The 23,511-nt window shown below is 67.5% G+C and carries 20 protein-coding genes and 1 tRNA gene; 16 read left to right on the plus strand and 5 right to left on the minus strand.

Annotation, left to right across the window (positions count from 1 at the left end):
* Positions 1-9: 9 nt before the first annotated feature.
* Positions 10-2,919 (minus strand): monovalent cation/H+ antiporter subunit A, encoded by a 2,910-nt coding sequence (locus tag GRI40_RS07020; RefSeq protein WP_160610671.1) that lies wholly within the window; start codon positions 2,917-2,919, stop codon positions 10-12.
* Between the two features lie 321 nt (positions 2,920-3,240).
* A tRNA-Gln gene (locus GRI40_RS07025) sits at positions 3,241-3,314 on the minus strand.
* A gap of 168 nt (positions 3,315-3,482) precedes the next feature.
* Between GRI40_RS07025 and GRI40_RS07030 the strand changes: the two genes are divergently transcribed.
* Entirely contained in the window at positions 3,483-4,664 is a 1,182-nt protein-coding gene (locus GRI40_RS07030; RefSeq protein ID WP_160610672.1) for a Ppx/GppA phosphatase family protein, read from the plus strand.
* Entirely contained in the window at positions 4,661-5,341 is a 681-nt protein-coding gene (locus tag GRI40_RS07035) for an RlmE family RNA methyltransferase (RefSeq protein ID WP_160610673.1), read from the plus strand. The genes GRI40_RS07030 and GRI40_RS07035 overlap by 4 nt, the downstream gene beginning before the upstream one ends.
* 28 nt (positions 5,342-5,369) lie before the next feature.
* On the opposite strand, the gene GRI40_RS07040 is transcribed toward GRI40_RS07035, so the two are convergent.
* Positions 5,370-6,071, minus strand: coding sequence for a c-type cytochrome (locus GRI40_RS07040; protein WP_160610674.1), 702 nt, complete (start codon positions 6,069-6,071; stop codon positions 5,370-5,372).
* Positions 6,072-6,206: 135 nt separating this feature from the next.
* On the opposite strand from GRI40_RS07040, the gene GRI40_RS07045 reads away from it, so the two are divergent.
* The 10 genes from GRI40_RS07045 (at position 6,207) to GRI40_RS07090 (ending at position 15,844) form a co-directional block, all read left to right on the plus strand.
* Positions 6,207-7,097 carry a prephenate dehydratase gene (locus GRI40_RS07045; RefSeq protein ID WP_160610675.1) on the plus strand — a complete coding sequence of 297 codons (891 nt, stop codon included), beginning with the start codon at positions 6,207-6,209 and terminating at the stop codon, positions 7,095-7,097.
* 36 nt (positions 7,098-7,133) lie between these two features.
* Positions 7,134-7,787 (plus strand): hypothetical protein, encoded by a 654-nt coding sequence (locus tag GRI40_RS07050; RefSeq protein WP_160610676.1) that lies wholly within the window; start codon positions 7,134-7,136, stop codon positions 7,785-7,787.
* On the plus strand, positions 7,784-9,052 hold the full coding sequence (locus GRI40_RS07055) for a DUF4350 domain-containing protein (RefSeq protein WP_160610677.1): 1,269 nt from the start codon (positions 7,784-7,786) through the stop codon (positions 9,050-9,052). The genes GRI40_RS07050 and GRI40_RS07055 overlap by 4 nt, the downstream gene beginning before the upstream one ends.
* A gap of 2 nt (positions 9,053-9,054) precedes the next feature.
* On the plus strand, positions 9,055-10,011 hold the full coding sequence (locus GRI40_RS07060; RefSeq protein ID WP_160611478.1) for an AAA family ATPase: 957 nt from the start codon (positions 9,055-9,057) through the stop codon (positions 10,009-10,011).
* A gap of 2 nt (positions 10,012-10,013) precedes the next feature.
* Positions 10,014-11,330 carry a DUF58 domain-containing protein gene (locus GRI40_RS07065; RefSeq protein ID WP_160610678.1) on the plus strand — a complete coding sequence of 439 codons (1,317 nt, stop codon included), beginning with the start codon at positions 10,014-10,016 and terminating at the stop codon, positions 11,328-11,330.
* A complete protein-coding gene (locus GRI40_RS07070) occupies positions 11,327-12,352 on the plus strand; it encodes a stage II sporulation protein M (RefSeq protein WP_160610679.1) in 1,026 nt (341 codons plus the stop codon). Before GRI40_RS07065 ends, GRI40_RS07070 begins: the two co-directional genes overlap by 4 nt.
* Positions 12,349-13,263: an RDD family protein gene (locus GRI40_RS07075; protein WP_160610680.1), complete on the plus strand. Its 915-nt coding sequence runs from the start codon at positions 12,349-12,351 to the stop codon at positions 13,261-13,263. Before GRI40_RS07070 ends, GRI40_RS07075 begins: the two co-directional genes overlap by 4 nt.
* A gap of 100 nt (positions 13,264-13,363) precedes the next feature.
* A complete protein-coding gene (locus tag GRI40_RS07080) occupies positions 13,364-13,891 on the plus strand; it encodes a GNAT family N-acetyltransferase (protein WP_160610681.1) in 528 nt (175 codons plus the stop codon).
* 52 nt (positions 13,892-13,943) lie between these two features.
* Positions 13,944-15,089: a flavodoxin-dependent (E)-4-hydroxy-3-methylbut-2-enyl-diphosphate synthase gene (gene ispG, locus GRI40_RS07085; protein ID WP_160610682.1), complete on the plus strand. Its 1,146-nt coding sequence runs from the start codon at positions 13,944-13,946 to the stop codon at positions 15,087-15,089.
* Positions 15,090-15,130: 41 nt separating this feature from the next.
* Positions 15,131-15,844, plus strand: coding sequence for a murein L,D-transpeptidase catalytic domain-containing protein (locus tag GRI40_RS07090; RefSeq protein ID WP_160610683.1), 714 nt, complete (start codon positions 15,131-15,133; stop codon positions 15,842-15,844).
* Positions 15,845-15,850: 6 nt separating this feature from the next.
* Here the strand turns inward: GRI40_RS07090 and GRI40_RS07095 are convergent, their stop codons facing one another.
* On the minus strand, positions 15,851-17,176 hold the full coding sequence (locus tag GRI40_RS07095; protein WP_160611479.1) for a L,D-transpeptidase family protein: 1,326 nt from the start codon (positions 17,174-17,176) through the stop codon (positions 15,851-15,853).
* Between the two features lie 202 nt (positions 17,177-17,378).
* On the opposite strand from GRI40_RS07095, the gene GRI40_RS07100 reads away from it, so the two are divergent.
* The 4 genes from GRI40_RS07100 to GRI40_RS07110 all read left to right on the plus strand — a co-directional run bounded on the left by GRI40_RS07100 (position 17,379) and on the right by GRI40_RS07110 (position 21,883).
* Positions 17,379-18,287 (plus strand): DMT family transporter, encoded by a 909-nt coding sequence (locus GRI40_RS07100; RefSeq protein WP_160610684.1) that lies wholly within the window; start codon positions 17,379-17,381, stop codon positions 18,285-18,287.
* An 89-nt stretch (positions 18,288-18,376) separates the two neighbouring features.
* The gene (acnA, locus tag GRI40_RS07105) at positions 18,377-21,052 is read left to right on the plus strand and encodes an aconitate hydratase AcnA (RefSeq protein WP_160610685.1); all 2,676 of its coding nucleotides are present in this window, start codon (positions 18,377-18,379) and stop codon (positions 21,050-21,052) included.
* 216 nt (positions 21,053-21,268) lie between these two features.
* Positions 21,269-21,460 (plus strand): hypothetical protein, encoded by a 192-nt coding sequence (locus GRI40_RS13675; protein ID WP_202390152.1) that lies wholly within the window; start codon positions 21,269-21,271, stop codon positions 21,458-21,460.
* A gap of 15 nt (positions 21,461-21,475) precedes the next feature.
* Complete coding sequence (locus GRI40_RS07110; protein ID WP_202390153.1) at positions 21,476-21,883, plus strand: hypothetical protein; 408 nt, start codon at positions 21,476-21,478, stop codon at positions 21,881-21,883.
* Positions 21,884-22,415: 532 nt separating this feature from the next.
* Here the strand turns inward: GRI40_RS07110 and ruvB are convergent.
* Positions 22,416-23,444: a Holliday junction branch migration DNA helicase RuvB gene (gene ruvB, locus GRI40_RS07115; RefSeq protein WP_160610686.1), complete on the minus strand. Its 1,029-nt coding sequence runs from the start codon at positions 23,442-23,444 to the stop codon at positions 22,416-22,418.
* Between the last annotated feature and the right edge of the window lie 67 nt (positions 23,445-23,511).

The raw sequence follows: 23,511 nt of genomic DNA on the forward strand, positions 1-23,511 counted from the left end.
GCGGCGCCGTCATTCGTGGCCCTCCTTCACCGCCTGGCGCGACATGCGGTCGGCCTTGCGTTGCGGCGCCCGGACGGACTGGTGCGCCAGCGCCGTGAGGATGAGCGCGGTGGTCCCGACCACCAGGATGAATATGCCGACGTCGAACAACAGGGCGCTGGCCAGCGGGACCTGGCCGATGAGAGGCACATCGAGGTAGCTGAAATACGATGTCAGGAACGGGTACCCGAACACCATCGCGCCGGCACCGGTCGTGACGGCGACAAGCAGGCCGATCCCGATCCATGCCAGCGGCCGCACCGCGAGGCGTGCCTCCACCCGGCGCGTGCCCATCGCCATGTACTGAAGGATCAGCGCGATCGCGACCGTGATCCCGCCCGCGAATCCGCCGCCGGGCAAGTCGTGGCCGCGAAGGAGCAGGTAGAACGCGAAGACCATGATCACCGGGAACAGCCATTCCATGATGACCCGGGGCACGAACAGCGAATCGGTCAGGGTTTCGCCGACACTGCGATCGGCATCGCGTTCATCGTTTTCAGCCTGAACCTGCTGCTGCTGCGGCGCGACGATGCTCTCGCGTGCCGGACGGAACCGCCGCAGGAGGGAAAAGATCGTCAACGCGACGATGGCCAGCACGGAAATCTCGCCCAGCGTGTCGAAGGCGCGGAAATCCACCAGGGTGACGTTGACGACGTTGCGCCCGCCCCCTTCGGCATAGCTGTTCTCGATGAAATAGCGCGAGACGGTTTCCGCCATGGGGCGGGTCATGATGGCGTAGGACAGCAGAGCTACGCCGATCCCGGCGCCGATCGCGATCGACAGGTCCGTTCCGCGCCGCCGCGTGACGGACCACGGCGTTTTCCCGCCGGGCCACAGTTCCCGCTTGCGTTCGGGCAGCCAGCGCAGGCCGAGCAGGAGGAGCACGGTGGTGACGGTTTCCACCAGCAACTGGGTCAACGCGAGGTCCGGCGCCGATAGCCACACGAAGCTGATGCAGCTCACCAGGCCGGCCGCCGCCATCAGGACGAGCGCGGCGAAGCGACGATACTTTGCCTGCCATGCCGCCGCGATCGCGCAGCCCCCGCCCACCAGCCAGATCAGCCCAAAGCCGGGGTCGATCATCGTGCCGGGCAACGAACCAGGCGCGTAGCCATAGCGAACGAAAGGCAGCAGCGCCGCGAACCCCGCGATCAACACGATCAGCCGCAACTGCTGCTGCAGCCGCGACGTGGCGACATAGGCCAGCATCAGGCGCGACAGGCGGATGATGCTCGCCAGGCTCGCCTCGAAGGTTCGCTTGCCCCGCCAGCGCCCCATCAACGGCACGCCCGCGAATTCGTTCAGCGCCCCTCGATAGCGCAGATAACCGGCCGTCCCCACGACGAGCGCGACGAGGCTGAGCACCAGCGGCGCGTTCCAGCCGTGCCATACCGCCAGGCTGTAGTGCGGCATCTGCGGCCCCAGAACCGATCCGGCCGCAGACGCCAGGACCGGTCCCACCGTCATGGCCGGGAACATGCCGATGGCGACGCAGGCGAACACCAGCACCCCGATGGGCAAGAGCATCCAGAACGGCGCCTCGCGCGGGTCCTGCGGAAGATCGGTCGGCGGGGGGCCGAAGAACGCCTGGTGAATGAAGCGAACGGAATAGAGGACGCTGAACGACAGGCCGAGGGTCGCCAGGATCGGCATCAGGTAATCCGTCCAGGTGCCGGAATTCTGGCCGATCGCCTCGGCGAGGAACATCTCCTTCGACAGGAACCCGTTCAGCAGGGGAACCCCGGCCATCGCGGCGGCCGCCACCATCGCAAGGGTCGCCGTATAGGGCATGTAGCGGAAAAGCCCGCTCAGCCGCCGGACATCGCGGGTGCCCGCTTCATGATCGATGATCCCCGCCGCCATGAACAGCGATGCCTTGAAGGTGGCATGGTTGATCGTGTGAAAGATCGCCGCCACTGCGCCGAGCGGGCTGCCCAATCCCAACAGCAGGGTGATGAGCCCAAGGTGGCTGATCGTCGAGAAGGCGAGAAGGCCCTTCAGGTCCTGCTGGAAGATCGCGGCCCATGCCCCCACGACCAGCGTGACGATGCCGGTCGTGGTGACGATGACATACCAGGCGTCCGTCCCCGCCAGCACGGGCCACAGCCGGATGAGAACGAATATGCCCGCTTTCACCATCGTTGCCGAATGAAGATAGGCGGACACCGGCGTCGGCGCGGCCATCGCGTGGGGCAGCCAGAAATGGAACGGGAACTGCGCGCTTTTCGTGAACGCGCCCAGGAGGATCAGCAGCAGCGCCGGCAGGTACAGGGGATGCGCCTGGATGGCATCTGCCGATATCAGCACGACATCCAGCTCGTAGCTGCCGACGATCTTGCCGATGAGCAGCACGCCCAGCAGCAGGCACAGCCCGCCCGACGCGGTGATGATAAGCGCCATGCGCGCCCCGCTTCGCGCCGAAGCGTTATGGTACCAGTAACCGATCAGGAGGAACGAGAAGAGGCTCGTCAACTCCCAGAAGAGGGCGAGCTGGATGAGGTTGCCCGACAGGACGAGCCCCATCATCGATCCCATGAACCCCAGGAGATACGCGAAGAAACGCGGCACCGGGTCCTCGCTCGCCATGTAGTACCGGGCGTAGACGACCACGAGGAACCCGATCGCGGCGACCATCAGCGCGAACAGCCACGACAGACCGTCGAGCCGCAGGGAAAGATTGAACCCGACCGACGGCAGCCAGACCAGGGTTGTCCGGCTTCCGCCGGGCATCGCTGACATGTCGAACAAAAGGATCAGCAGGGTGGCCGTGGCAAGGGTAACGACACCCGCCAGCGCGCCAGCGAGATCGCGTGACCGCGAATCCAGGAACGCAAGTGCAAAGCTGCCGGCGAAAGGCAGCAGGACCGCAAGCCAGAGCATGACGGGATTATGCAGAATCAAACAGCTCGCCGATCAATGTTGAAACCAGGTCGGAAGGCCATTCCGCCATGTAACTCCGCTTCTCGCCGCCTCCCCGGAGCCTGCGCTAGATAGAGCGCCAGCCCGCGAAACGGGCCAAAGCGCTTCAGAAGCTGAGTTAACACGGCGCGTCATCGTGGCAACCCCTGCCCGGGCGATCGGACACGGTTTCCTGCGCGAGACGGCGGTGCGCCCGCGTGCTGGAAAATCGGCGGAAATCGGATGCGCGGCGGCACCGCAACCACCCGGCTGGACCGGCGATCGTTACAATCAGGGAAGAGCTGGATGCCCCGTGAGGATTCGAACCTCAATTGACGGAGTCAGAGTCCGTAGTCTTACCATTAGACGACGGGGCATCGGCGGCAGGGCCAGGGGCCTGCCTGCGAGGGGGCGCACTTAGTTTCGCTTGAGAGCAAGGTCAAGGCTGCCGCTTGCGGCGGAGCGCGGGCCCGGCTAGCATCGTTGGCAGGTCCCCGCCGGGCACATTATCGGTCGCGCGGGAGGATGAGAAAGACTTTGAAAATATGGCGGAAATGTCTCCGCCGGACACGATACGGAGGACTGGCGGCAAAAGGGGCAAATCGTCCGGCAAAGTAGCCGATTTCCGCTACAAGCGCCCCTCCCAGTCCGAAAAACGCGCGCAGGACAGCCGCGCATTGCCAAAATCGGCCGTCGCGCGCGGAGAATCGCCGCGTCGCCCACCGGCTCGCGACACGGTGGCGCAGCGCCAGGCCTATGCCGCGCTCGATCTCGGCACCAACAACTGTCGCCTGCTGATCGCGCGGCCTTCGGGCGAGAATTTCACCGTGATCGATGCCTTCAGCCGGGTGGTCCGGCTCGGCGAGGATCTCGCAGGAAGCGGGCGGCTGAGCGCTGCGGCGATGGAACGCGCCCTGTGCGCACTGCATGTCTGCGCCGAAAAGCTGCGGCGCCGGAATGTCCAGCTCGCCCGATCGGTGGCGACGGAGGCGTGCCGCCGCGCGGTGAACGGTCCCGAATTCATCGAGCGCGTCCGCAGCGAAACCGGCATCGCGCTCGACATCATCTCCGCCCAGGAAGAGGCGCGGCTCGCCGTGCTGGGGTGCCATGTCCTGCTCGAACAGGACCATGGACCGGCCGTCATCTTTGACATCGGAGGCGGCTCCACGGAACTGGTCCTGATCGAGCCGGGCGAGCGCGTGCCGCGCATCATCGACTGGGCCAGCGTCCCCTGGGGCGTAGTATCGCTCACCGACACGGTCGGCCGTGCCGAAGGCGACGACGCGGCGGCCCGCCTGGCGCGATACGCGCGGATGCGGTCGCTGGTCGCTGACAGCTTCGCCCCGTTCGCCGCCCGAATTTCCGATGCAGCGCACGCGGAAGGTATCCGCCTGCTCGGCACCAGCGGCACGGTGACGACGCTCGCCAGCCTGCACCTGGAACTGCAACAGTACGACCGCCGCGCGGTGGACGGACTGATCGTGCCCGCGTCGGCCATGCGCGCCATCAATGCGCGGCTTTCGGCAATGGCGCCCGGCGATCGGCGGAAACTGCCGTGCATCGGCGCCGACCGCGCCGACCTGGTCGTCGCCGGCTGCGCGATCCTCGATTCGATCCTCGATATCTGGCCGGCCGATCGTCTGGGCGTGGCGGATCGGGGCATTCGGGAAGGCATCCTGCGCAGCCTGATGGCCGGCACTCCCGCCCCCGCGAGGGCCGCCCGATGACCCGCGGAACAAGGGATGTGCACAAGCGGGTCAGGACGGCGCGCGGACGCACGGCGTCCTCCAACCGCTGGCTCGCGCGCCAGCTCAACGATCCCTACGTCCGCCAGGCGAAAGCCGAAGGCTATCGCAGCCGCGCGGCCTACAAGCTGATCGAGCTCGACGAGAAATTCGGCATCCTCAAGGGCGCACGGCGCGTGGTGGACCTTGGCGTTGCGCCCGGGGGGTGGAGCCAGGTGGTGCGCAAGCTGCGCCCCGGCGCGGCCGTCGTCGGGATAGACCTGTTGCCGACGGAGCCGCTCGAGGGCGTGACCCTGCTCCAGATGGATTTCATGGCCGATGAAGCGCCCGCGGCCCTGCGCGATGCGCTGGGCGGACCGGCGGACCTCGTACTCAGCGACATGGCCGCCAATACCGTGGGCCACAAGCAGACCGACCATCTGAGGACCATGGGCCTCGTGGAAACCGCGACCTGGTTCGCGATCGAGAACCTGGAGCCAGGCGGTGCGTTCGTGGCAAAGGTGCTGGCGGGCGGCACCGATGCCGCGCTGCTGTCACTGCTGAAAACGCACTTCAGGACCGTCAAGCACGCAAAACCCCCCGCGAGCCGCAAGGGCTCGAGCGAATGGTACGTCATCGCCCAGGGTTTCAAGGGGACGCCCGGGCCGCAAGAAGGCTAGCCGCGCCAGCCGCCCGGCGGCGCGCGTTTTACTGGACGCCGACAGTGCTCTTGGTCGGGCCGTCGTTCGCCGGGCTGGCAACGGCGCCCGCCGCTTCGGGGCCCGGCTTTTCGGCCGGTCCGGCGCCGGCGGTCGGATCGCCGGCCGCGGCATCTTCAGCAGCGCCGGCCGCGGGCGCTTCTGCCGCCGCCGCCGCCGGAGCGGGCAGTTCCGGCCCGCCGCCCTGCTGCTTCAGATAGAGCAGGATGTTGGCGCGGTCTTCGGCGTTCGACAGGCCGGCGAAGCTCATCTTGGTGCCCGGCGCGAACGCCTTCGGGCTCTTGAGCCAGGCGTCCATGTTCTCGAACGTCCAGTCCCCGCCATGGCCCGACAGCGCGCTGGAATAGGCGAATCCGGCGGCATGCTTGCCGATCGGCTTGCCCATGACGGCCCACAGGTTCGGCCCCTGCTTGGCCGCGCCGCCCTGATCGAAGGTATGGCAGGTGCCGCACCGGCCCTGTGCCGCCTTTTCACCCGCCGCTGCATCGGCGCTGGCGAGCAGTGTGCCGAGATCGGGGCCCGCCTCGCCCCCCGCACCCTCTTCGACCACGCCTTCGATGGGGAAGCCCATCGCTTCGGGCCGTTCCGGACGGTCGGCGTGGAAATACTTTGCGCTGACGCTGGAAAGGCCGAGCGCGACGACGCCCGAAAACAGGACCCAGCCAGCGGCAGTGTTGAAACGGTCGTCCATGCGTGCAGTAACCCGCGTGTTAGAAGTTGGTGGCGGCTTTGCGCCGCGCTCTAGTCAGCCCTTGCATTGCGCGCAAGGGGGCGCATGGCCGATGCCGCTTGCCGCGCTATCGATGGGAAGCTAGGCGCCGCGGCGATGAGCAGTTTCCCCGCACCGGCGCGCGCCATGGTCGACGCGATGCAGGCCGCGGCGGCTGACGATCCCGTTCGCGCCGTCGCATTCGCCGGCGCGCCCGGCGCCAACTCCCACCGCGCCGCGCTAGAGATGGTGCGGGATTGCCTGCCCCTGCCCTGCTTTTCGTTCGAGGACGCGATAGACGCCGTGAAGGCGGGCCGCGCGGGCGCCGCGGCCATCCCGATCGAGAACAGCCAGAACGGGCGGGTCGCGGACATCCATTTCCTCCTGCCGGAAAGCGGTCTCAAGATCGTTGCCGAACACTTCCTGCGCATCAACCACGCCCTGATGGCGCTGGGACCCGGACCGTTCGAGGCGGCGTACAGCCACCCGCAGGCGCTCGGCCAGTCGCGCCGGTTCCTGCGCGAACGGGGCATAGTCCCGCTCAGCTATGCGGACACGGCAGGCGCCGCGGCCCATGTCGCGGAGCGCGGAGCCCCCGATCTGGCAGCCATCGCGCCGCCGCTTGCCGCCGATCTTTACGGACTGCGGATCGTGGAGCACGATGTCGAGGACGCAGCCGACAACACCACGCGGTTCCTGCTGCTGGCGCGCGATCCGCTGCCGCCCGCCGCGATCGGCGAGCCTGCCGTGACGACGTTCGTCTTCGAAGTGAAGAACGTGCCGGCCGCGCTTTACAAGGCGTTGGGCGGCTTCGCCACGAACGGCGTCAACATGACGAAGCTGGAAAGCTACCAGTCGGGGGCGAGTTTTTCCGCCACCATGTTCTACGCCGACATTATCGGCGCGCCCGGCGACGCAGCGGTAGACAGGGCGCTCGAGGAACTGGCGTTCCATTGCAAGGAATTGCGTATGCTGGGCACCTACCCGCAGGAACGCGCGCGCGGTTAGTTGCGCGGCGGGCAGCGGCGTGCCACCACCCGCGCCGTGACGACGGGGGCGCGGCAGATCGGCGATGCGGGGCAGGCGTGGGAGGCCGTGCGCGCCGATCCTGCGATTCAGTTCGCCCCGGTCACCCAGCCCGCCACGCCCCCGCCGGAGCCGCCGGGCTGGCTGCAAAGCCTGTTCCGCTGGTTGACCGAGCTGCTGGAGCCCGTGGGCCGCGCCCTGGGCATGAACTGGCCGACATTTCGCTGGGTTCTGCTGGCAATCGCGATCGTCGCCGCGCTGGCGCTGGCATGGCGCATTGTCGGCCCGGCGATCGGCTGGCGGCCGCGCGCGGCCCCGGTCCCCGAATCCGAATGGGCGCCCGAAACCGGCGATGCGCTGGCCTTGCTGGAAGATGCCGACCGGCTGGCGGCGGAAGGCCGGTTCGACGAGGCGACGCACTTGCTTCTCCGCCGCAGCATCGGCCAGATCGCGGCGGCGCGCCCCGGCCTGGTGGAGCCCGCGACCACGGCGCGCGAACTGTCGGGCATGGCAGCCCTTCCCGACGGCGCCCGCAGCGCCTTCGCCACCATCGCCGAACGGGTCGAGCGCAGCCTGTTTGCCCTGCGCGCGCTGGGCCCCGACGATTGGCAGGCGGCCCGCGATGCCTACGCCCGGTTCGCGCTCGCCCGGCTCGCGAGCCCGGCCGCATGAGCGCGTTTTCACCGCGCGCGGTTATCGGCCTGGTCCTGGCGGGCGCGCTCAGCTTCATCCTGATGCTGTGGTTCATCGGCCAGGGCGACACCGGGCCGGGCCCGGACAACGGCGAAGGCCACGCGGCAAGCCACGGCCTGATCGGCTACGCCGGCATTGCCGCACTGCTCGAGACGCAAGGGCACGACGTGAGCATGTCCCGCAGCCAGGGACGGCTCGACGACGAGGTGCTCCTCGTCCTCACGCCGCCGCCCTTCGCCGATGCCGACGATGTGGCCGAGGTGATCCGCGATCGCCGCTACGCCGGACCGACGCTGCTGATCCTGCCCAAATGGTTCGCCGCGAAGCTGCCGGCGCGCGTTTCCGGGGCCCGCGAGGGGTGGGTCGCGATCCATGACGCGCAGACCCCGCGCTGGACTCAAGACCTGGCGGACGAACTCGAGATGCAGGCTTCCGTGGCCGAGCTTCCCAACGAACCGGCACCCGACTGGCGCGGCATGGGCGTAGCCGGCCGCCTGCCCGAACGGTTTCGCGTGCAAGGGCTGGACGGGGGGCCGTGGACCAGCCTGGTTCGCGATGCCATGGGCCGCGACCTGGTCGCCTATGCAGACGATGCCGGATGCTACCCCGTGCTCGATGCCGCATCCGGCCAGCAAGGGCGGCCGAATTGCGACGAGGCGAAATGGAACGTCACGGTCGTGTTCGAACCGGACTTGTTCAACAACTATGGGCTGGCGGACCGCGACCGCGCGGAACTCGCCGCCGCTGTCGTCGACCTCGCGCGGGAGGGGCAGGACCTGCCTGTGGTGTTCGACCTGACGATGAACGGGTTCGGCGCGGCGCGGAACCTTGTCACGCTGGCGTTCACGCCGCCTTTCCTTGCGGCGACCTTGTGCCTTCTCATCGCGCTGGCGATCGTGGCCTGGCGCGCCTTCGGCCGCTTCGGGCCGCCGATCGCGGAGGAACCCGCGATCGCGTTCGGCAAGACGCGGCTCGCAGCGGACAGTGGGGGCCTTGTCCGGCGCAGCGGGCGGTTGCACCTGCTCGGCCCGCCTTATGCGGCGATGATCGAACGCCGGCTTGCCGCTGCGCTGGGTGTCCACCGCGCCCGCGGCGCTGCCCTTGACGCGGCGATCGCCGCCCGCGCGGCCGATGCGCCAGCTTTCACCCGGCTCGCCAGCGACCTCGAAACCGCGCGCGGCCCGTCCGCCACCCTGCGCGCCGCGCACGCCCTCTATTCTCTCGAAAGGACCATAGCCCGATGACCATGCCGCTTGACGAGGTGGGCGCCCTGGCCGGGGCGATCCGCGGCGAGGTGGCCAGGGCCATCGTAGGCCAGGATGCGATGATCGACCATCTACTGGTGGCCCTGTTCGCCGAAGGGCACGTGTTGCTGGAGGGGCCGCCCGGCACCGCCAAGACGTTCCTGACGCAATGCTTCGCCGCGACGCTCGGCCTCGATTTCGGGCGGATCCAGTTTACCCCGGACCTGCTGCCGGGCGACATCCTCGGCTCCAACCTGTTCAACTTCCAGACGAGCGCGTTCACGCTCACCCGCGGGCCGATCTTCTGCGACCTCCTGCTCGCCGACGAGATCAACCGGACGCCGCCCAAGACCCAGGCCGCGCTGCTGGAAGCGATGCAGGAACGCCGGGTTACTTTGGACGGGGAAACGCACCCCCTGCCCGACCGCTTCATGGTAATCGCCACGCAGAACCCGATCGAGAGCCAGGGGGTCTATCCCCTGCCCGAGGCGCAGCTCGACCGCTTCCTGTTCAAGCTGCTGGTGCCCTATCCCAGCGCAGAGGAGGAAGCCGCCATCGTCGCTCGCTTTGGCCAGCGGCAAGGTCAGCCCCGCCCTGCGGAACTGGGGATCGGCGCGGTGGCCGATCATGCACGCCTGGCCCGCGCGGTCGCCGCGCTGGACCAGGTGACGGTGGCCGGCGAGATCGTCGACTACGTGGTGCGCCTGGTGCGCGCGACCCGCGAAGCAGCAGATTTGTCCAGCGGTGCGAGCCCGCGGGCCGCGGTGCAGCTCGCCAACGCCGCACGTGCGCGGGCCGCGCTGGAAGGCCGCGACTACGTGGTCCCTGACGATGTGAAAGCGCTCGCCGTCGCGGTCTTGCGGCACCGTCTGATCCTCAGCCCCGCTGCCGAGATCGAAGGACGCGAGATCGAGACTCTGATCGCCGATCTGGTCGAGCGGACCGAGGCGCCACGCTGAAAATGGCGGCGGTGCTGCCCACGGCGCGGACGGCAGTGCTGGCGGCGGCAGCCGCGCCCCTCGCGCTTGTCGTCGCGGCCGCCGCGCCCGGCGCATGGGTCGTCGCGCCCGCCGCCGGGGCCGCCCTGATCCTGCTGGTGATCGTGGACGCGCTGATGGCGGGCCGGCTCGCCGACTGGCAACTGTCGGCGCCTGCGGATTGCGAAGTGGGGGAACCGGCGCTGTTCGGCGTCAGTGCCGATTTCGCGCGCGGCACCCCCGGTATGGCCGATGCGGCGCTGGCGCTGGACCCCCGCCTCCATCCCGGCGGTAAGCTGGCGATTCCCCTGGTCCGTGATGCCGGGCGCTGGCACGGATCGGCCCGCCCCACCCCGGTGCGCCGGGGGGCGGGGGCGATCGAGCGCATCTGGCTGCGCTGGACCGGGCCGCTCGGCCTCGGCGCGCGGCAGGCGGTTCTCCCGGTCGACCGGGCCGTGCGGGTCCGTCCCGATCTCGCGCCGCTGCGTAGCCCCGCCCTCCAGCATATCCTGCGGGACGCGCAATTCGGCCTCATCGCGCGCCGGATTCGCGGGGACGGCACGCAGTTCGAGGCGCTTCGCGAATACGAACCGGGCATGGATCGCCGGCGCATCGACTGGAAGACCTCCGGCCGCCACCGGCGGCTGTTCGCGCGCGAGAACGAGGCGGAGCGCAACAACCAGATCGTCTTCGCACTCGATAGCGGCCTCGCCATGTGCGAACCGGTCGACGGTCTCGCCCGCATCGATCGCGCCGTGTCCGCTGCGTTGACGGCGGCATGGGTCGCGCTGAAGGGCGGCGACCGGGTCATGCTGTTCAGCTTCGCGCGCCGGCCCGAGATGACGAGCGGATTCGTGTCCGACACGCGCGGCTTCCAGCGCCTCCAGGCGGCCGCGGCGGAAATCGATTATCGTGCTGAGGAACCGAATTTCACGCTCGCGCTCGCCACCCTGTCGCAGAACCTGAAGCGCCGCAGCCTGATCGTGCTGTTTTCCGATTTCAACGATCCCGCCGGGGCGGAAATGATGATCGAGAGCCTGGGCCGGCTCGTGGAGCGGCACCTCGTGCTGTTCGTCACGTTCGAGGATACCGAACTGCTCACGCTCCAGGGGGCAGAGCCGGGCTCGCTCGACACGCTGGCAACGGCCGTCGCGGCCGACACGCTCGCCCGCCAGCGCGCGCTTGTGCTGGAGCGCCTGCGCCGCATGGGCATCGATGCGATCCAGGCGCCGTGGCAGTCGCTGGGTTATCGCGTGATCGACCGCTACCTCGAAAACAAGCGCGTCGGAGCCATCGGATGACGCAGGTGCAAGGGGCGATCGAGGCAGCCGCCCTGCGGTCCGACCGTTTCAGGCTGGCGCGCGAGGACGACTGGAAGCGGCTGGATTCCATCGTGAGCCGGCTGGAATCGGGCCGCCTGCGCAAGCTGAGCGACGACGACGTGCTGGCCCTGCCCGCGCTGTACCGCACCGCCGCCTCCAGCCTCGCCGTCGCGCGCGAAACGTCGCTCGATGCCGCGACCATCGCCTATCTCGAAGCGCTCGTTCGGCGGGCGTGGTTCCAGGTCTATGGCCCGCGGCAGGGCTTCGCGCGGTGGTTCGCGCAGTTCCTGGGCGGCGGGCTGAGCCGGGCGGTGCGATCGATCTGGCCCGATATCCTGATCGCCCTGGCGGTCATGGTGGCGGGCGCCATCGCCGGCTGGATGCTGGTGGCGCAGGACCAGGAATGGTACTGGTCGCTGGTCCCCAGCCAGTTCGCCGACACGCGCGTGCCGGGCGCCAGCCGGGATGTATTGCTTCAGGCGCTGGGCACCGAAGACAGCGCCGCCGGACTGTCGGGCTTTGCCGCGCACCTGTTCCAGAACAATGCAGGCGTATCCATCCTCGCCTTTGCGCTGGGTTTCGCTTTCGGCATCCCCACCCTGCTCCTTTTGCTGAAGGAAATGGCGACGCTCGGCGCGATGATGTGGCTGTTCGCGAGCCAGGGCCTGGCGTTCGAGTTTTCGGCCTGGCTGGCGGTGCACGGCACGACGGAGCTGTTCGCGATCCTGCTGGCGGGCGCGGCCGGCGTCCACGTGGGACGCGCCATGGCCTTTCCGGGAGAGCGCGCGGTCCTCTCCGCGGCGGCGGCGGCCGGTCGGCGCGCAGCGACGGTCATGGCTGGCGTCGTCCTCATGCTGATCTTCGCCGCCTTGCTGGAAGCGTTCCCGCGCCAGCTCGTATCCGGCGCGTGGGACCGGATGCTGATCGGGTCTGCCATGCTTGCGCTGTGGCTGGCCTACTTCTTCGCGTTTCGCCGAAACACGCAAGGCGCCCCGGCGTGACGAGCGCAATCCTTCCCATCGATCACAAGCGGCGGCGAACCGTCTTCACCGCGGAAGGGCTCGCCCTCACGTTCGTGCTCGCCAGCCGCGGCGCGCGGTTCGGGGCATTCGTGCTCGATTACATTTTCCTGATGGTCAGCGCGATCGCCGTCACCCTGCTGTTCGTCTGGCTCGCCGGCGGGGTTGGCGCGCTCGATGGGCCCGGCGGCTCGGGTGCGGGCGAATTCCTGATGATCGCCTGGACCCTGTTCTGGTTCATCTCGTGGAACGGCTATTTCATGGCGTTCGAAATGTCGCCGCGCGGCGCCACGCTCGGCAAGCGGATCGTCGGCATCAGGGTCGCGGCCCGGCCTGTTTCGGGAGAAGGTGCCGCACGTCTGACGGCCGAAGCAGTGATTTCTCGAAACTTGTTGCGCGATGTAGAATTCTTTTTGCCACTCGTTTTGCTGGTCGTCGCCCCGTCCGGAGAGGCCGGGTCGGCAGGAATGGCCGGCGCGGCGTGGTTCCTGGTCTTCGCGCTGTTTCCCTTCTTCAACCGCGACGCACTGCGCGCCGGCGATATCGTGGCAGGCACCTGGGTTGTGGAGGCGCCGAAAGTGAAGCTGGCGACCGCGCTTGCCCCGCACCCCCCCGCCGCCAGCCCCGATCTCGCAGCAGCGACATATCGTTTCAGCGACGCGGAGCTTGCAGTCTACGGCGAACACGAACTTCAGACGCTCGAACGCGTCCTGCGCGAGAATGGGCAGGAATCGATGATCGCCGTGCACGAGGCGATCTGCCGCAAGATCGGCTGGAATCCGGGGCGCGGAGACGAGCGCGCGTTCCTTGCGGCATACTACGTGCAGCTGCGCTCCCGGCTGGAGGGCGGCTTGCGTTTCGGCCGGCGCAAGGCGGACAAGTTCAGCCCCTGACCACACTGACGGCGTCGGCGACACGATCCTGAAACGCCACGGGTGAGGCAAGTTCGCGTACGGTCTGGCGCCTCACCGCCGGCGACGATAAGGCGCGGCGATGAACCTGCGTGCCGCCTCCCCTGCCGATCGCGATGCGCTTGTCGTGCTTGCACGGCAGGCCTTTGCCGATGCGTTCGGCCACATATACGACCCGCGCGACCTCGCGGCGTTTCTCGATACCTCGCGGTCGCCGGAACGGTGGGACGCACTTATCCACGATCCGCAGATCGCGGTGACTCTGGCCGAGGAGGCGGGCAGGTTGCTCGGCTACTCGGTGCTGTCGGCGAACGAGGGTTTTGCCGCACGCCCCGCCCCGCAGCCGCACCGACCGGCGACGCTCGGCCAACTCTATTGCGCCAGGGAAGCGACTGGCCGCGGGATCGGCGCGGCGCTGATGGAGCGGGCACTTGCGGACGCACGCGGCTACGGCGCGGATGCCGTGCAACTGTCGGTCTATGCGGAGAACTTCGGCGCGCAGCGGTTCTACCAGCGCTACGGCTTCGCGAAGGTCGCGGACATCGACTTCTGGGTGGGCAGCCACCGGGACGATGAATTCCTCTACGAGCTTCGCCTGCGCCTCCCCTAGCCGCACAGCGCCTGTCATTGCCCCTTCATCCTGCGCGGACTATATCGCGCCCATGTCCTCGGTACGCCCCTGGCGCGACATCGCGCGCCGCACCAGCCGCCAGATCATGGTCGGCAATGTCCCCGTAGGCGGCGATGCGCCGATCTCGGTCCAGACGATGACGAACACGCCGACCGAAGACGTGGGCGCGACGATCGACCAGATCCGCCGATGCGAGGATGCCGGCGCCGATATCATCCGCGTTTCCTGTCCTACCCCCGAATCCACTGCGCAGTTCGAGCGGATCACGCGCGCGGCCCGTGTGCCAATCGTCGCCGACATCCACTTCCACTACAAGCGTGCGCTGGAAGCGGCCGACAAGGGCGCCGCGTGCCTGCGCATCAACCCGGGCAATATCGGTTCTTCCGAACGGGTCGCCGAAGTTGTTCGTGCGGCCAAGGCCAACGGCTGCGCCATCCGCATCGGGGTCAACGCCGGCAGTCTGGAACGTGACCTGCTCGAAAAATACGGGGAGCCCTGCCCGGACGCGCTGGTCGAAAGCGCACTCGATCATATCAAGCTGCTGCAGGATCACGACTTCCACGAATTCAAGGTCGCGGTGAAGGCCAGCGACGTGTTTCTTGCGGTCGCGGCCTACATGCAGCTGGCCGAAACGGTCGACTGCCCCCTCCACCTCGGCATCACCGAAGCGGGCGGCTTGATCGGCGGAACGGTCAAGTCCGCGATCGGCATGGGCAACCTGCTGTGGGCCGGGATCGGCGACACGATCCGCGTCAGCCTGTCGGCGGAACCGGAACAGGAAGTAAAGGTCGGCTTCGAAATCCTGAAGGCGCTGGGCCTGCGAACCCGGGGCGTCCGCATCGTCAGCTGCCCTTCCTGTTCGCGCCAGGGGTTCGACGTCATCCGGACGGTAGAGGCGCTGGAGAGGCGGCTGGAACACATCAAGACGCCGATGAGCCTCTCGGTGCTCGGTTGCGTGGTGAACGGACCGGGGGAGGCGCGCGAGACCGACATTGGCCTCACGGGCGGGGGCGCGGGCAAGCACATGGTGTACCTGTCCGGCGTAACGGACCACCACGTGCAATCCGAAGATATGCTGGAACACATCGTGTCCCTGGTCGAGGCGAAGGCCGCCGAGATCGAGGCGGGCATGAGCGATGCCGGCCGGGCCGACACCATCGCCGTGGCAGCCGAATGAAGTTCAGCCTGCCTTTAGAAACGCGGCATTAGACCGGTCGGATGAACCGGCGCGATCTTCTCAAGGGAACGCTGGCCGCTGGCGCGGCAATCGCCGTGCCCGCGGCGGCGCAGGCACTTCCAGCAGTACCCATGTCGCTCAACCCGCGTGACCGGCGGCTGGTGGCCGTGGCGCAGGAACAGCTCGCCAGGAAAGGCGGCGGCCTGTGGGCGCGGGACGTGGTCGGTATCGCCGACTTCGGCTTGCGGTCAGATCAGCCGCGTTTTCACCTGGTCAACATGGAATCCGGACACGTCGACAGCTTTCGCTGCGCGCACGGCATGGGTTCGGACCCGGAACATGACGGGTGGCTCAAGTACTTTTCCAACGTTCACGAATCCTGGTGCACCAGCAGGGGCGCCTACATGACATTCGGGTGGTACACCGGCAAATACGGCACCTCGATCCGGCTGGAAGGGCGCGACCCGAGCAATTCAAACGCCCTGTCGCGGGCGATCGTCATGCACCGCGCAAGCTATGCGGAGCCGTCCCACCTTAGCCGCTTCGGCAAGCTCGGCCGGTCGAACGGCTGCTTCGCGTTCAGTGACGCGGATTTCAAGCTGATGCTCCTGCGCCTCGCGGGCGGCCGCTTGCTGTTTGCCGACAAGCTGGGGATCGGGCCCTATGCGGAAACGGTCAGCGAGCCGCGGCAGGACCTTCGCCTGCTGGTTCCGCAAGGTGCCCCGCAGCCGCCGCCGGCCCCGGGGTCCTTCTAGCCACCCTCAGATCGTCTGGAGGTCGTCGACGATCTCCACGGCTTCCTCGCTCGTGCGGCGCGCACGGTTTTCCTGGCGCGGCTTGTCGAAGCTGGCGAGGACCGGCGCGTCGCGTCCGTAGATGTCGCTGAACGTGCGCAGGTTGCCTTCGATATCGCGGCCCATCGTGAAATAGGTGATGTAAACCGGCATCGATTTCTGGATCGGCACGCGCGTGTACTTACCGCTGGTGCTGATCGCCACGGCTTCATCCGCCGCCGCCTTGCGCGTTTCGGGCGTGTTGGCGAGATTGCCGAGGATGGCGAGCGTGATCGCGAGTTCCTGCGCCCGCTCCGTGCGGATGCATCCGTGGCTCAGCGCGCGATTTTCGGCGTTGAACAGGTTGCGGCTCGGCGTGTCGTGCAGGAAGATCGCATGCGGATTGGGCATGTCGAGCTTCATGAGACCGAGCGAATTGTTTGCTCCGGGCTGCTGCACGACGGTGACAAAGCCAGACTTGGGATCGCGCGTCGCCTTGTACCCGGCGGCCTTCGCCCAGCCGGGGTTCCCCAGCACCTTCGCGCCCAGCCCTTCGCCCTTCACGATGGACTGCGGCACCGTCCAGGTGGGGTTGAAGATCACGCCTTCCACCGTTTCGGCCAATTGCGGCGTCGCGGTGCGCCCCGGTTTGCCGACGATCGTCTTGTAAGTGCTGATGATCTTGTCGTTGACCGTCAGGCGCAGCTGGTATTCCGGCACGTTGGTGATCAGGTACTGGGTACCCAGGTCCTTCGCCAGCCACCGCCAACGGTCCATGTTGGCCCGAATCAGCTTGCGCTTCGCGGCGTCCTGCGTGTTCGCGAGTTCGGCGCGGAGCGCGGCATAGTCCGGGTGTTCCGGATGGAGCGAGGCGAGCGTCTGCGCCACCGTGCGGCTGCTGAGCGCCTGTGCCATGACATCGGCCGTGCGGTATCGATCGGCATCCGGATCGACGACGAACCACTGGCGCCTGGCGTCCATCGGGGTACGCCCGTCGCGCAGGTCTTCCACCAGCCAGGCGAACGTGCGGCTGGCAACCTGGTCCAGCGCCTCGCCGTGGCCGCCTGCGATGGCCGCCTCAAGTTCGGCCGGCTTGTAATCGGCTGGATCGAGGCCTTCGGCACCGATGCCCCCGACCACTTGCAGCAGGGCGCGCGCGTCAGCGATCGACCAGCGCTGCACATCGGGCGTGATAGGCTGGACCGTCGGCGCAGGTTGTAGCGCGGGCGGGGTAGCCGCAGCCGGCACCGATTCAGGAGGGAGCAGATTCGCGGGCGCCTTGCCTTGCGCGAAAGCAGCGCCGGGAAGCGCCATCAGCGCCGCACCGACCAACCAGACGCGCTTGTTGCCCTTGATCACCTGAATACCCCTTGTTCCATCGCCGCGGCATATTGCGGCCAGATCCTGAATCGTGCGGCATGTTAGCGCCGAAACCCCGCCCCCTTCAACGCGAACGGCTGAAGCCTAGCTGAATCCGTCTTGACCGGTGGCCGGATTGTCACGAACCGCGGTGCCGATGGCCGGTCACCCGCAACACTCCGAACACGCCCTGCTGCCGGTGCTCGCCGCGGCGGCTGCCATCGCCCTGTTGAGCTGGATGGACGCTTTCATGAAGAGCGCCGCGCTGGCTGTTGGCGCGTACAGCGCCCTGCTGCTGCGCGCGCCCATTGGCTTCGCGCTGACGGCACCCGCCTGGCGCCTGACAGGAGGGAGGTGGCCGGCTCGTGCGACGCTCCGCCTCCATGTCGTGCGGGGCATCGTGATGGCGGCAATGGCATTCCTGTTCTTCTTTTCCCTGACTGTGCTGCCACTGGCCCAGGCCATCGCAATCAGCTTTATCGCCCCGCTGATCGCCCTGTTCCTGGCCAGCGTCCTGCTGGGCGAGAGGGTGCGGCGGCGGGCGATTGCCGGCGCGGTCCTGGGCCTGGGCGGAGTCGGCGTCATCCTGGCGGGCAAGATCTGGCGCGAGAGCATGGGCGACGGCGCCGCCATGGGTATTGCCGCGGTGCTCGCATCAGCACTCCTCTACGCGTGGAACCTGGTCCTGCAACGACAGCAGGCGCTCGTGGCCCGGCCGCTGGAAGTCGCCGTGTTCCAGAACGCGGTGACATTCCTGGCGCTCGCGGCCTTCGCGCCGTTTTTCCTCACGATCCCGCAGCCTGCGCAATGGAGCGACATCGCGATCAGCGCGGTCCTTTCCGTGAGCGGCGCCATTCTCTTCACCTGGGGCTACGCGCGGGCGGAGACGCAGCGGCTCGCCCCGCTCGAATACACAGGCTTCCTCTGGGCGGCGCTGTTCGGCTGGCTCTATTTCGGAGAAGCGGTGACGGGCGCAACCACCGCCGGCGCGGTGCTGATCGTGGCCGGATGCTGGTTGGCGACAAGCGACAAGCCTGCGCGCACGGAGCAAAGCGCGACCCTTTGAAAGGTCGCTGCTGCCCTTGACCTCGGCGCCCCTGTCGCGCAGGTGCGCCTGCGAAATATCGACATCCAGACGAAGGACAGGCCCCTCCCATGACTCAGGTCGGCAAGGACTCGCTCGGCACCCGCAGCACGTTGACCGTCGGCGGCAAGGAGTACGCCTATTACTCGCTCGCCAAGGCGGCCGAAAAGATCGGCGATGTAAGCAGGCTTCCTTTCAGCATGAAGGTGCTGCTGGAAAACCTTCTGCGCTTCGAAGACGTAGGCTTCACCGTATCGGTCGGCCACATCCAGGCCCTGGCCGACTGGCAGCGCAACCCGGCCACGGGCGGCGAAATCCAGTACCGCCCCGCGCGTGTCCTGATGCAGGATTTCACCGGCGTGCCCTGCGTCGTGGACCTTGCCGCCATGCGCGATGCCATCGCAAGGCTGGGCGGCGATACCAAGAAGATCAATCCGCTGGTGCCGGTTCACCTTGTCATCGACCACTCGGTCATGGTCGACGAGTTCGGCCACCCGAAGGCATTCGAAAAGAACGTCGAACTGGAATACGCCCGCAACGCGGAACGGTATGACTTCCTGAAGTGGGGCTCCAAGAGCCTCGACAACTTCAAGGCGGTGCCCCCGGGCACGGGCATCTGCCACCAGGTGAACCTGGAAAACATCGCCCAGTGCGTGTGGACCAGCCAGGATGCCGACGGCGCGATGGTCGCCTATCCCGACACCTGCGTCGGCACCGACAGCCATACGACGATGGTGAACGGCCTCGGGGTGCTCGGCTGGGGCGTCGGCGGGATCGAGGCCGAAGCGGCCATGCTCGGCCAACCGGTGTCGATGCTGATCCCCGAAGTGGTGGGTTTCCGCTTCACAGGCCGCTTGGCCGAAGGCGTCACCGCGACCGATCTCGTCCTCACCTGCACCCAGATGCTGCGCGAAAAGGGCGTGGTCGGCCGCTTCGTCGAATATTTCGGCGAAGGGCTTGCATCGCTCAGCCTGGCGGATCGCGCCACGCTGGCCAACATGGCGCCCGAGTACGGGGCGACGTGCGGCTTCTTCGGGATCGACGACAAGACGCTCGACTACCTGCGCCTCACCGGCCGTGCCGAAGAACAGATCGCGCTGGTCGAAGCCTACTCGAAGGAGCAGGGGTTGTGGATCGATCCCGCCGCCGCCGAGCCGATCTTCACCGACACGCTGGAACTCGACCTCGCCACCGTCGTGCCGAGCCTGGCCGGGCCGAAGCGTCCGCAGGACAAGGTGGCGCTTCCCGACGTGGACGACCTGTTCAATGAACAGCTCAAGTCCATCTACAGCAAGTCCAGCGCCAAGCGCTGCGCGGTCGAAGGCGCGGACCACGATGTCGGCGATGGCGACGTGGTCATCGCCGCGATCACGAGCTGCACCAATACCTCCAACCCCGACGTGCTGATCGCCGCCGGCCTCGTCGCGAAGAAGGCGAACGAGCGCGGCATGAAGCCCAAGCCCTGGGTCAAGACCAGCCTGGCACCGGGATCGCAGGTGGTGACCGACTACCTGATCAAGGCCGGCCTCCAGCAGCACCTCGACGCGATCGGTTTCGATCTCGTCGGATATGGTTGCACGACCTGCATCGGCAATTCCGGTCCGCTGGCCGATCCGATCTCGAACGCGATCAACCGCAACGACATCGTGGCCGCGAGCGTGCTGTCGGGCAATCGCAACTTCGAAGGCCGCGTGTCGCCCGACGTGCGCGCCAACTTCCTTGCCTCGCCGCCGCTGGTGGTCGCCTATGCGCTGAAAGGGACCGTGACCGAAGACATGGTTTCGACACCGATCGGGACCGGAAGCGACGGGGCGGACGTGTACCTGCGCGACTTGTGGCCGACCAATGACGAGATCGCGCAAATCCGTTCCGGATCGATCGACCGCGCCATGTTCGAAGCGCGCTACGCCGACGTATACAAGGGCGATGTGCACTGGCAGGCGATCGACGTCACCGGGTCCGATACCTACAGCTGGCGCGCAGGCAGCACCTACGTCGCCAACCCGCCCTATTTCGAAGACATGACCATGACGCCGGTTCCGGTGCTGGATATCGTGGACGCGATGCCGCTGGCCATCCTGGGCGACTCCGTCACCACCGATCACATCAGCCCCGCCGGATCGATCAAGGCGGACAGCCCGGCGGGCACTTACCTGCAGGAGCACCAGGTCGCCAGGCAGGACTTCAACTCCTACGGCAGCCGGCGCGGCAATCATGAAGTGATGATGCGCGGGACGTTCGCCAACATCCGCATCAAGAACGAAATGGTCCCCGGCGTCGAAGGCGGCATGACGCAGTATGCCGGGCAACCGATGCCGATCTACGATGCGGCCATGAAGCACAAGGCCGATGGCACGCCCTTGGTCGTGATCGCGGGCAAGGAATACGGCACCGGGTCCAGCCGCGACTGGGCGGCGAAAGGTACCAACCTTCTTGGCGTGCGCGCTGTGATCGTCGAGAGCTTCGAGCGGATTCACCGTTCCAATCTGGTGGGCATGGGTGTTCTGCCGCTGCAGTTCACCGGCAACGATACGCGGGCTACCCTGGGCCTGTCGGGCAACGATCGCTTCACGATTCGCGGCCTGGCAGAGATCAAGCCGCAGCAGGATGTCGTGGTCGAGGTGACGAAAGCCGATGGCACGCGGCTGGAATTCACCGCCAAGTGCCGGATCGATACGGCCAACGAGCTGGAATATTACAATAACGGCGGCATCCTGCACTACGTGCTGCGAAAACTGGCGGCCTGACGCCAGCGGCCGAGACCTGGCGGCAACGAAAAGGGGCGGCTCCCACGCGGGAGCCGCCCCTTCCTTTTTGGCGGTCCTGCTTCGAGGGCTCAGTCCGCCAAGTGGTCCCTCCGCCTGCGGCGCACCAGCACCGCTGCGGCGGCCGCGCCGAACAGGATCATCACGGGAGGGGCCGGAACGGGTGTCGCGCCAGACGTTCCGCCGGACGAAGAGCTGGTGCCACCGGACGTCGAGCTGGAGCTGGACGTCGAGCTGCTGGTCGATGAGCTTGATGATGACGAGCTGCTGCTGGATGTGGAGGAGCTCGTGCTGCTTGTGACGTTGCCCGAGGTGGATGTGCTGGTCGAGACATTGCCGGAGCTCGACGAGGAGACGTCGCCCGAAGTCGAAGTCGAGGTCGACGAATAATTGCCCGAGCTGGACGTGACATTGCCCGACGAAGTCGAGGTCGAGGTGGAACTCGTCACGTTGCCGCTGCTCGAGGACACGTTCCCCGACGTCGAACTGACGTTGCCGCTGCTAGACGTCGAAGTGCTCGTGATTCCTCCCGAAGACGTGGAGGTGGATGTCGATCCTCCTGTCGTGGAATTATCGATGTCGATCACGATTCCGCTCGAGCTGCCCGAGCTCGATCCGGTCGTCGTCGTGCTGACAACCACGCTCCCCCCGCCGGATCCACCGCCGAAGAAGCCCCCGAAGAAGCCGCCGCCGAAGCCACCGAATCCGCCGCCGCCGCCGATCAAGGTCGGCGCAGCGCTAGCGCCCCCGGTCACCGGAGGCGGCGGGGGGAGCGGGGCAAGGACCGGCACCGGTACGTTGGCATACGCGTAGGCGGGCGGGCACGGGTCGTTAGCGAGCGGGGCGACCGGCGCGGCATTCGGCGCGCCGATGGGCACCGTGGCGGGAACGCACTGGACTTCCTGCCGCATGACCTGCCGGGGCTGAGGCGCGCGCCGGGGGATGCGCCGCTGAGCAACCGGACGCTTCTTCACTGCGCGCTTCGGCTGTGCCTTGATCGATTTCACCTGCTTGACGGACGTCGCCTGCGTTTCGGCGACGTGGACCGCGCCGCCGGCAAGCAGGACGGTTCCCGCGGCCGTCGCGGAGAGTTTTGCCAGGGCCATCTTTACCGACATGCGTTCGACTTTCGCTTTGCTGCGGGATCGAGCAAACCCAGGCTAACGCCGGGTTCACGCCGCTGATCGGGAAGGAAACGCGACCGGACCGCATCCGGCAATGGCGTTAGGCACGAAAATCGGCCCGAATCGGGCATTTCTTGCACGCGGCGGAGCCCGCGGGGCGACTCTGTCCCGATGTGGAACCACTCCGCAGGGCGTGCTTACCGGTTAACGGAGCCTGTCGGCTATTTTCCCGGATCGAAGAGCCCGGCCTGCGAACCGGTAGGCGGCTGCATTTCAAGGTGATTCCATCCGGCATCGTTGAGACACCGGCCGCGCGCGGTGCGGGCGACGAGGCCGAGCTGGATGAGATAGGGCTCCACCACTTCCTCGATCGTGTCGCGTGGTTCGGCAAGGCCTGCCGCCAATGTTTCGACGCCCACCGGTCCGCCCTTGTAGGTGCCGGCGATCATGCGGAGGTAACGCCGGTCCATCGCATCGAGGCCGAGTCGGTCGATCTCAAGCCGGGTGAGCGCGGCATCGGCGATGGCCGCGGTCACGGTGCCTTCGCCCGCAACATGCGCGAAATCCCGCACCCGGCGCAGAAGGCGGCCGGCCACGCGCGGCGTACCGCGACTCCGCCGCGCGATCTGGCGCGCCCCGCCAGGATCGAGCGCGAGGCCCAGCAGGTGCGCCCCGCGCGTCACCACGCGCTCCAACTCCTCGACAGTATAGAAATTGAGGCGCACCAGAATGCCGAACCGGTCCCGCAATGGGGTCGTCAGCAGGCCCTGACGCGTGGTCGCGCCGATCAGGGTGAAAGGCGGCAGGTCGATCCGCACGCTGCGCGCCGAAGGTCCTTCCCCGATGATGAGGTCGAGCGCGCGATCCTCCATCGCCGGATAGAGCACTTCCTCTACCACCGGATTGAGCCGATGGATCTCGTCGATGAACAGCACGTCATTGGCTTCGAGGTTCGTCAGCAGCGCGGCAAGGTCGCCCGCCCTCGCGATCACGGGGCCGCTGGTTGCGCGAAAGCCGACGCCAAGCTCCTTCGCAACGATCTGGGCCAATGTCGTCTTGCCGAGACCCGGCGGGCCGAAGAACAGTACGTGATCCATCGCCTCGCCGCGGGCCCTGGCGGCATCGACGAACACGCGCAGGTTCTCCCGCGCCGCCTCCTGCCCGACGAACTCTCCGAGAGACTTCGGACGCAGCGCGGCGTCAGGATCGTCGGGCTGGCGCTGTGGGGTGAGGGTCGGGCTATCGGTCACGGCATCGGCACCTGGTCAGGAATGGATGCCGAAGAGAGCTCCAGGGCGACGGACGCGGGCCTGGCCT

The organism is Tsuneonella aeria, from assembly GCF_009827495.1.
Taxonomy (GTDB): domain Bacteria; phylum Pseudomonadota; class Alphaproteobacteria; order Sphingomonadales; family Sphingomonadaceae; genus Tsuneonella; species Tsuneonella aeria.

Coding starts and splice junctions, on each gene's coding strand:
- GRI40_RS07020 (WP_160610671.1), bottom strand. CDS start 2,919: ATGCTCTGGCTTGCGGTCCTGCTGCCTTTCGCCGGCAGCTTTGCACTT.
- GRI40_RS07030 (WP_160610672.1), top strand. CDS start 3,483: ATGGCGGAAATGTCTCCGCCGGACACGATACGGAGGACTGGCGGCAAA.
- GRI40_RS07035 (WP_160610673.1), top strand. CDS start 4,661: ATGACCCGCGGAACAAGGGATGTGCACAAGCGGGTCAGGACGGCGCGC.
- GRI40_RS07040 (WP_160610674.1), bottom strand. CDS start 6,071: ATGGACGACCGTTTCAACACTGCCGCTGGCTGGGTCCTGTTTTCGGGC.
- GRI40_RS07045 (WP_160610675.1), top strand. CDS start 6,207: ATGAGCAGTTTCCCCGCACCGGCGCGCGCCATGGTCGACGCGATGCAG.
- GRI40_RS07055 (WP_160610677.1), top strand. CDS start 7,784: ATGAGCGCGTTTTCACCGCGCGCGGTTATCGGCCTGGTCCTGGCGGGC.
- GRI40_RS07060 (WP_160611478.1), top strand. CDS start 9,055: ATGCCGCTTGACGAGGTGGGCGCCCTGGCCGGGGCGATCCGCGGCGAG.
- GRI40_RS07065 (WP_160610678.1), top strand. CDS start 10,014: ATGGCGGCGGTGCTGCCCACGGCGCGGACGGCAGTGCTGGCGGCGGCA.
- GRI40_RS07070 (WP_160610679.1), top strand. CDS start 11,327: ATGACGCAGGTGCAAGGGGCGATCGAGGCAGCCGCCCTGCGGTCCGAC.
- GRI40_RS07080 (WP_160610681.1), top strand. CDS start 13,364: ATGAACCTGCGTGCCGCCTCCCCTGCCGATCGCGATGCGCTTGTCGTG.
- ispG (WP_160610682.1), top strand. CDS start 13,944: ATGTCCTCGGTACGCCCCTGGCGCGACATCGCGCGCCGCACCAGCCGC.
- GRI40_RS07090 (WP_160610683.1), top strand. CDS start 15,131: ATGAACCGGCGCGATCTTCTCAAGGGAACGCTGGCCGCTGGCGCGGCA.
- GRI40_RS07095 (WP_160611479.1), bottom strand. CDS start 17,176: ATGGCGCTTCCCGGCGCTGCTTTCGCGCAAGGCAAGGCGCCCGCGAAT.
- GRI40_RS07100 (WP_160610684.1), top strand. CDS start 17,379: ATGGCCGGTCACCCGCAACACTCCGAACACGCCCTGCTGCCGGTGCTC.
- acnA (WP_160610685.1), top strand. CDS start 18,377: ATGACTCAGGTCGGCAAGGACTCGCTCGGCACCCGCAGCACGTTGACC.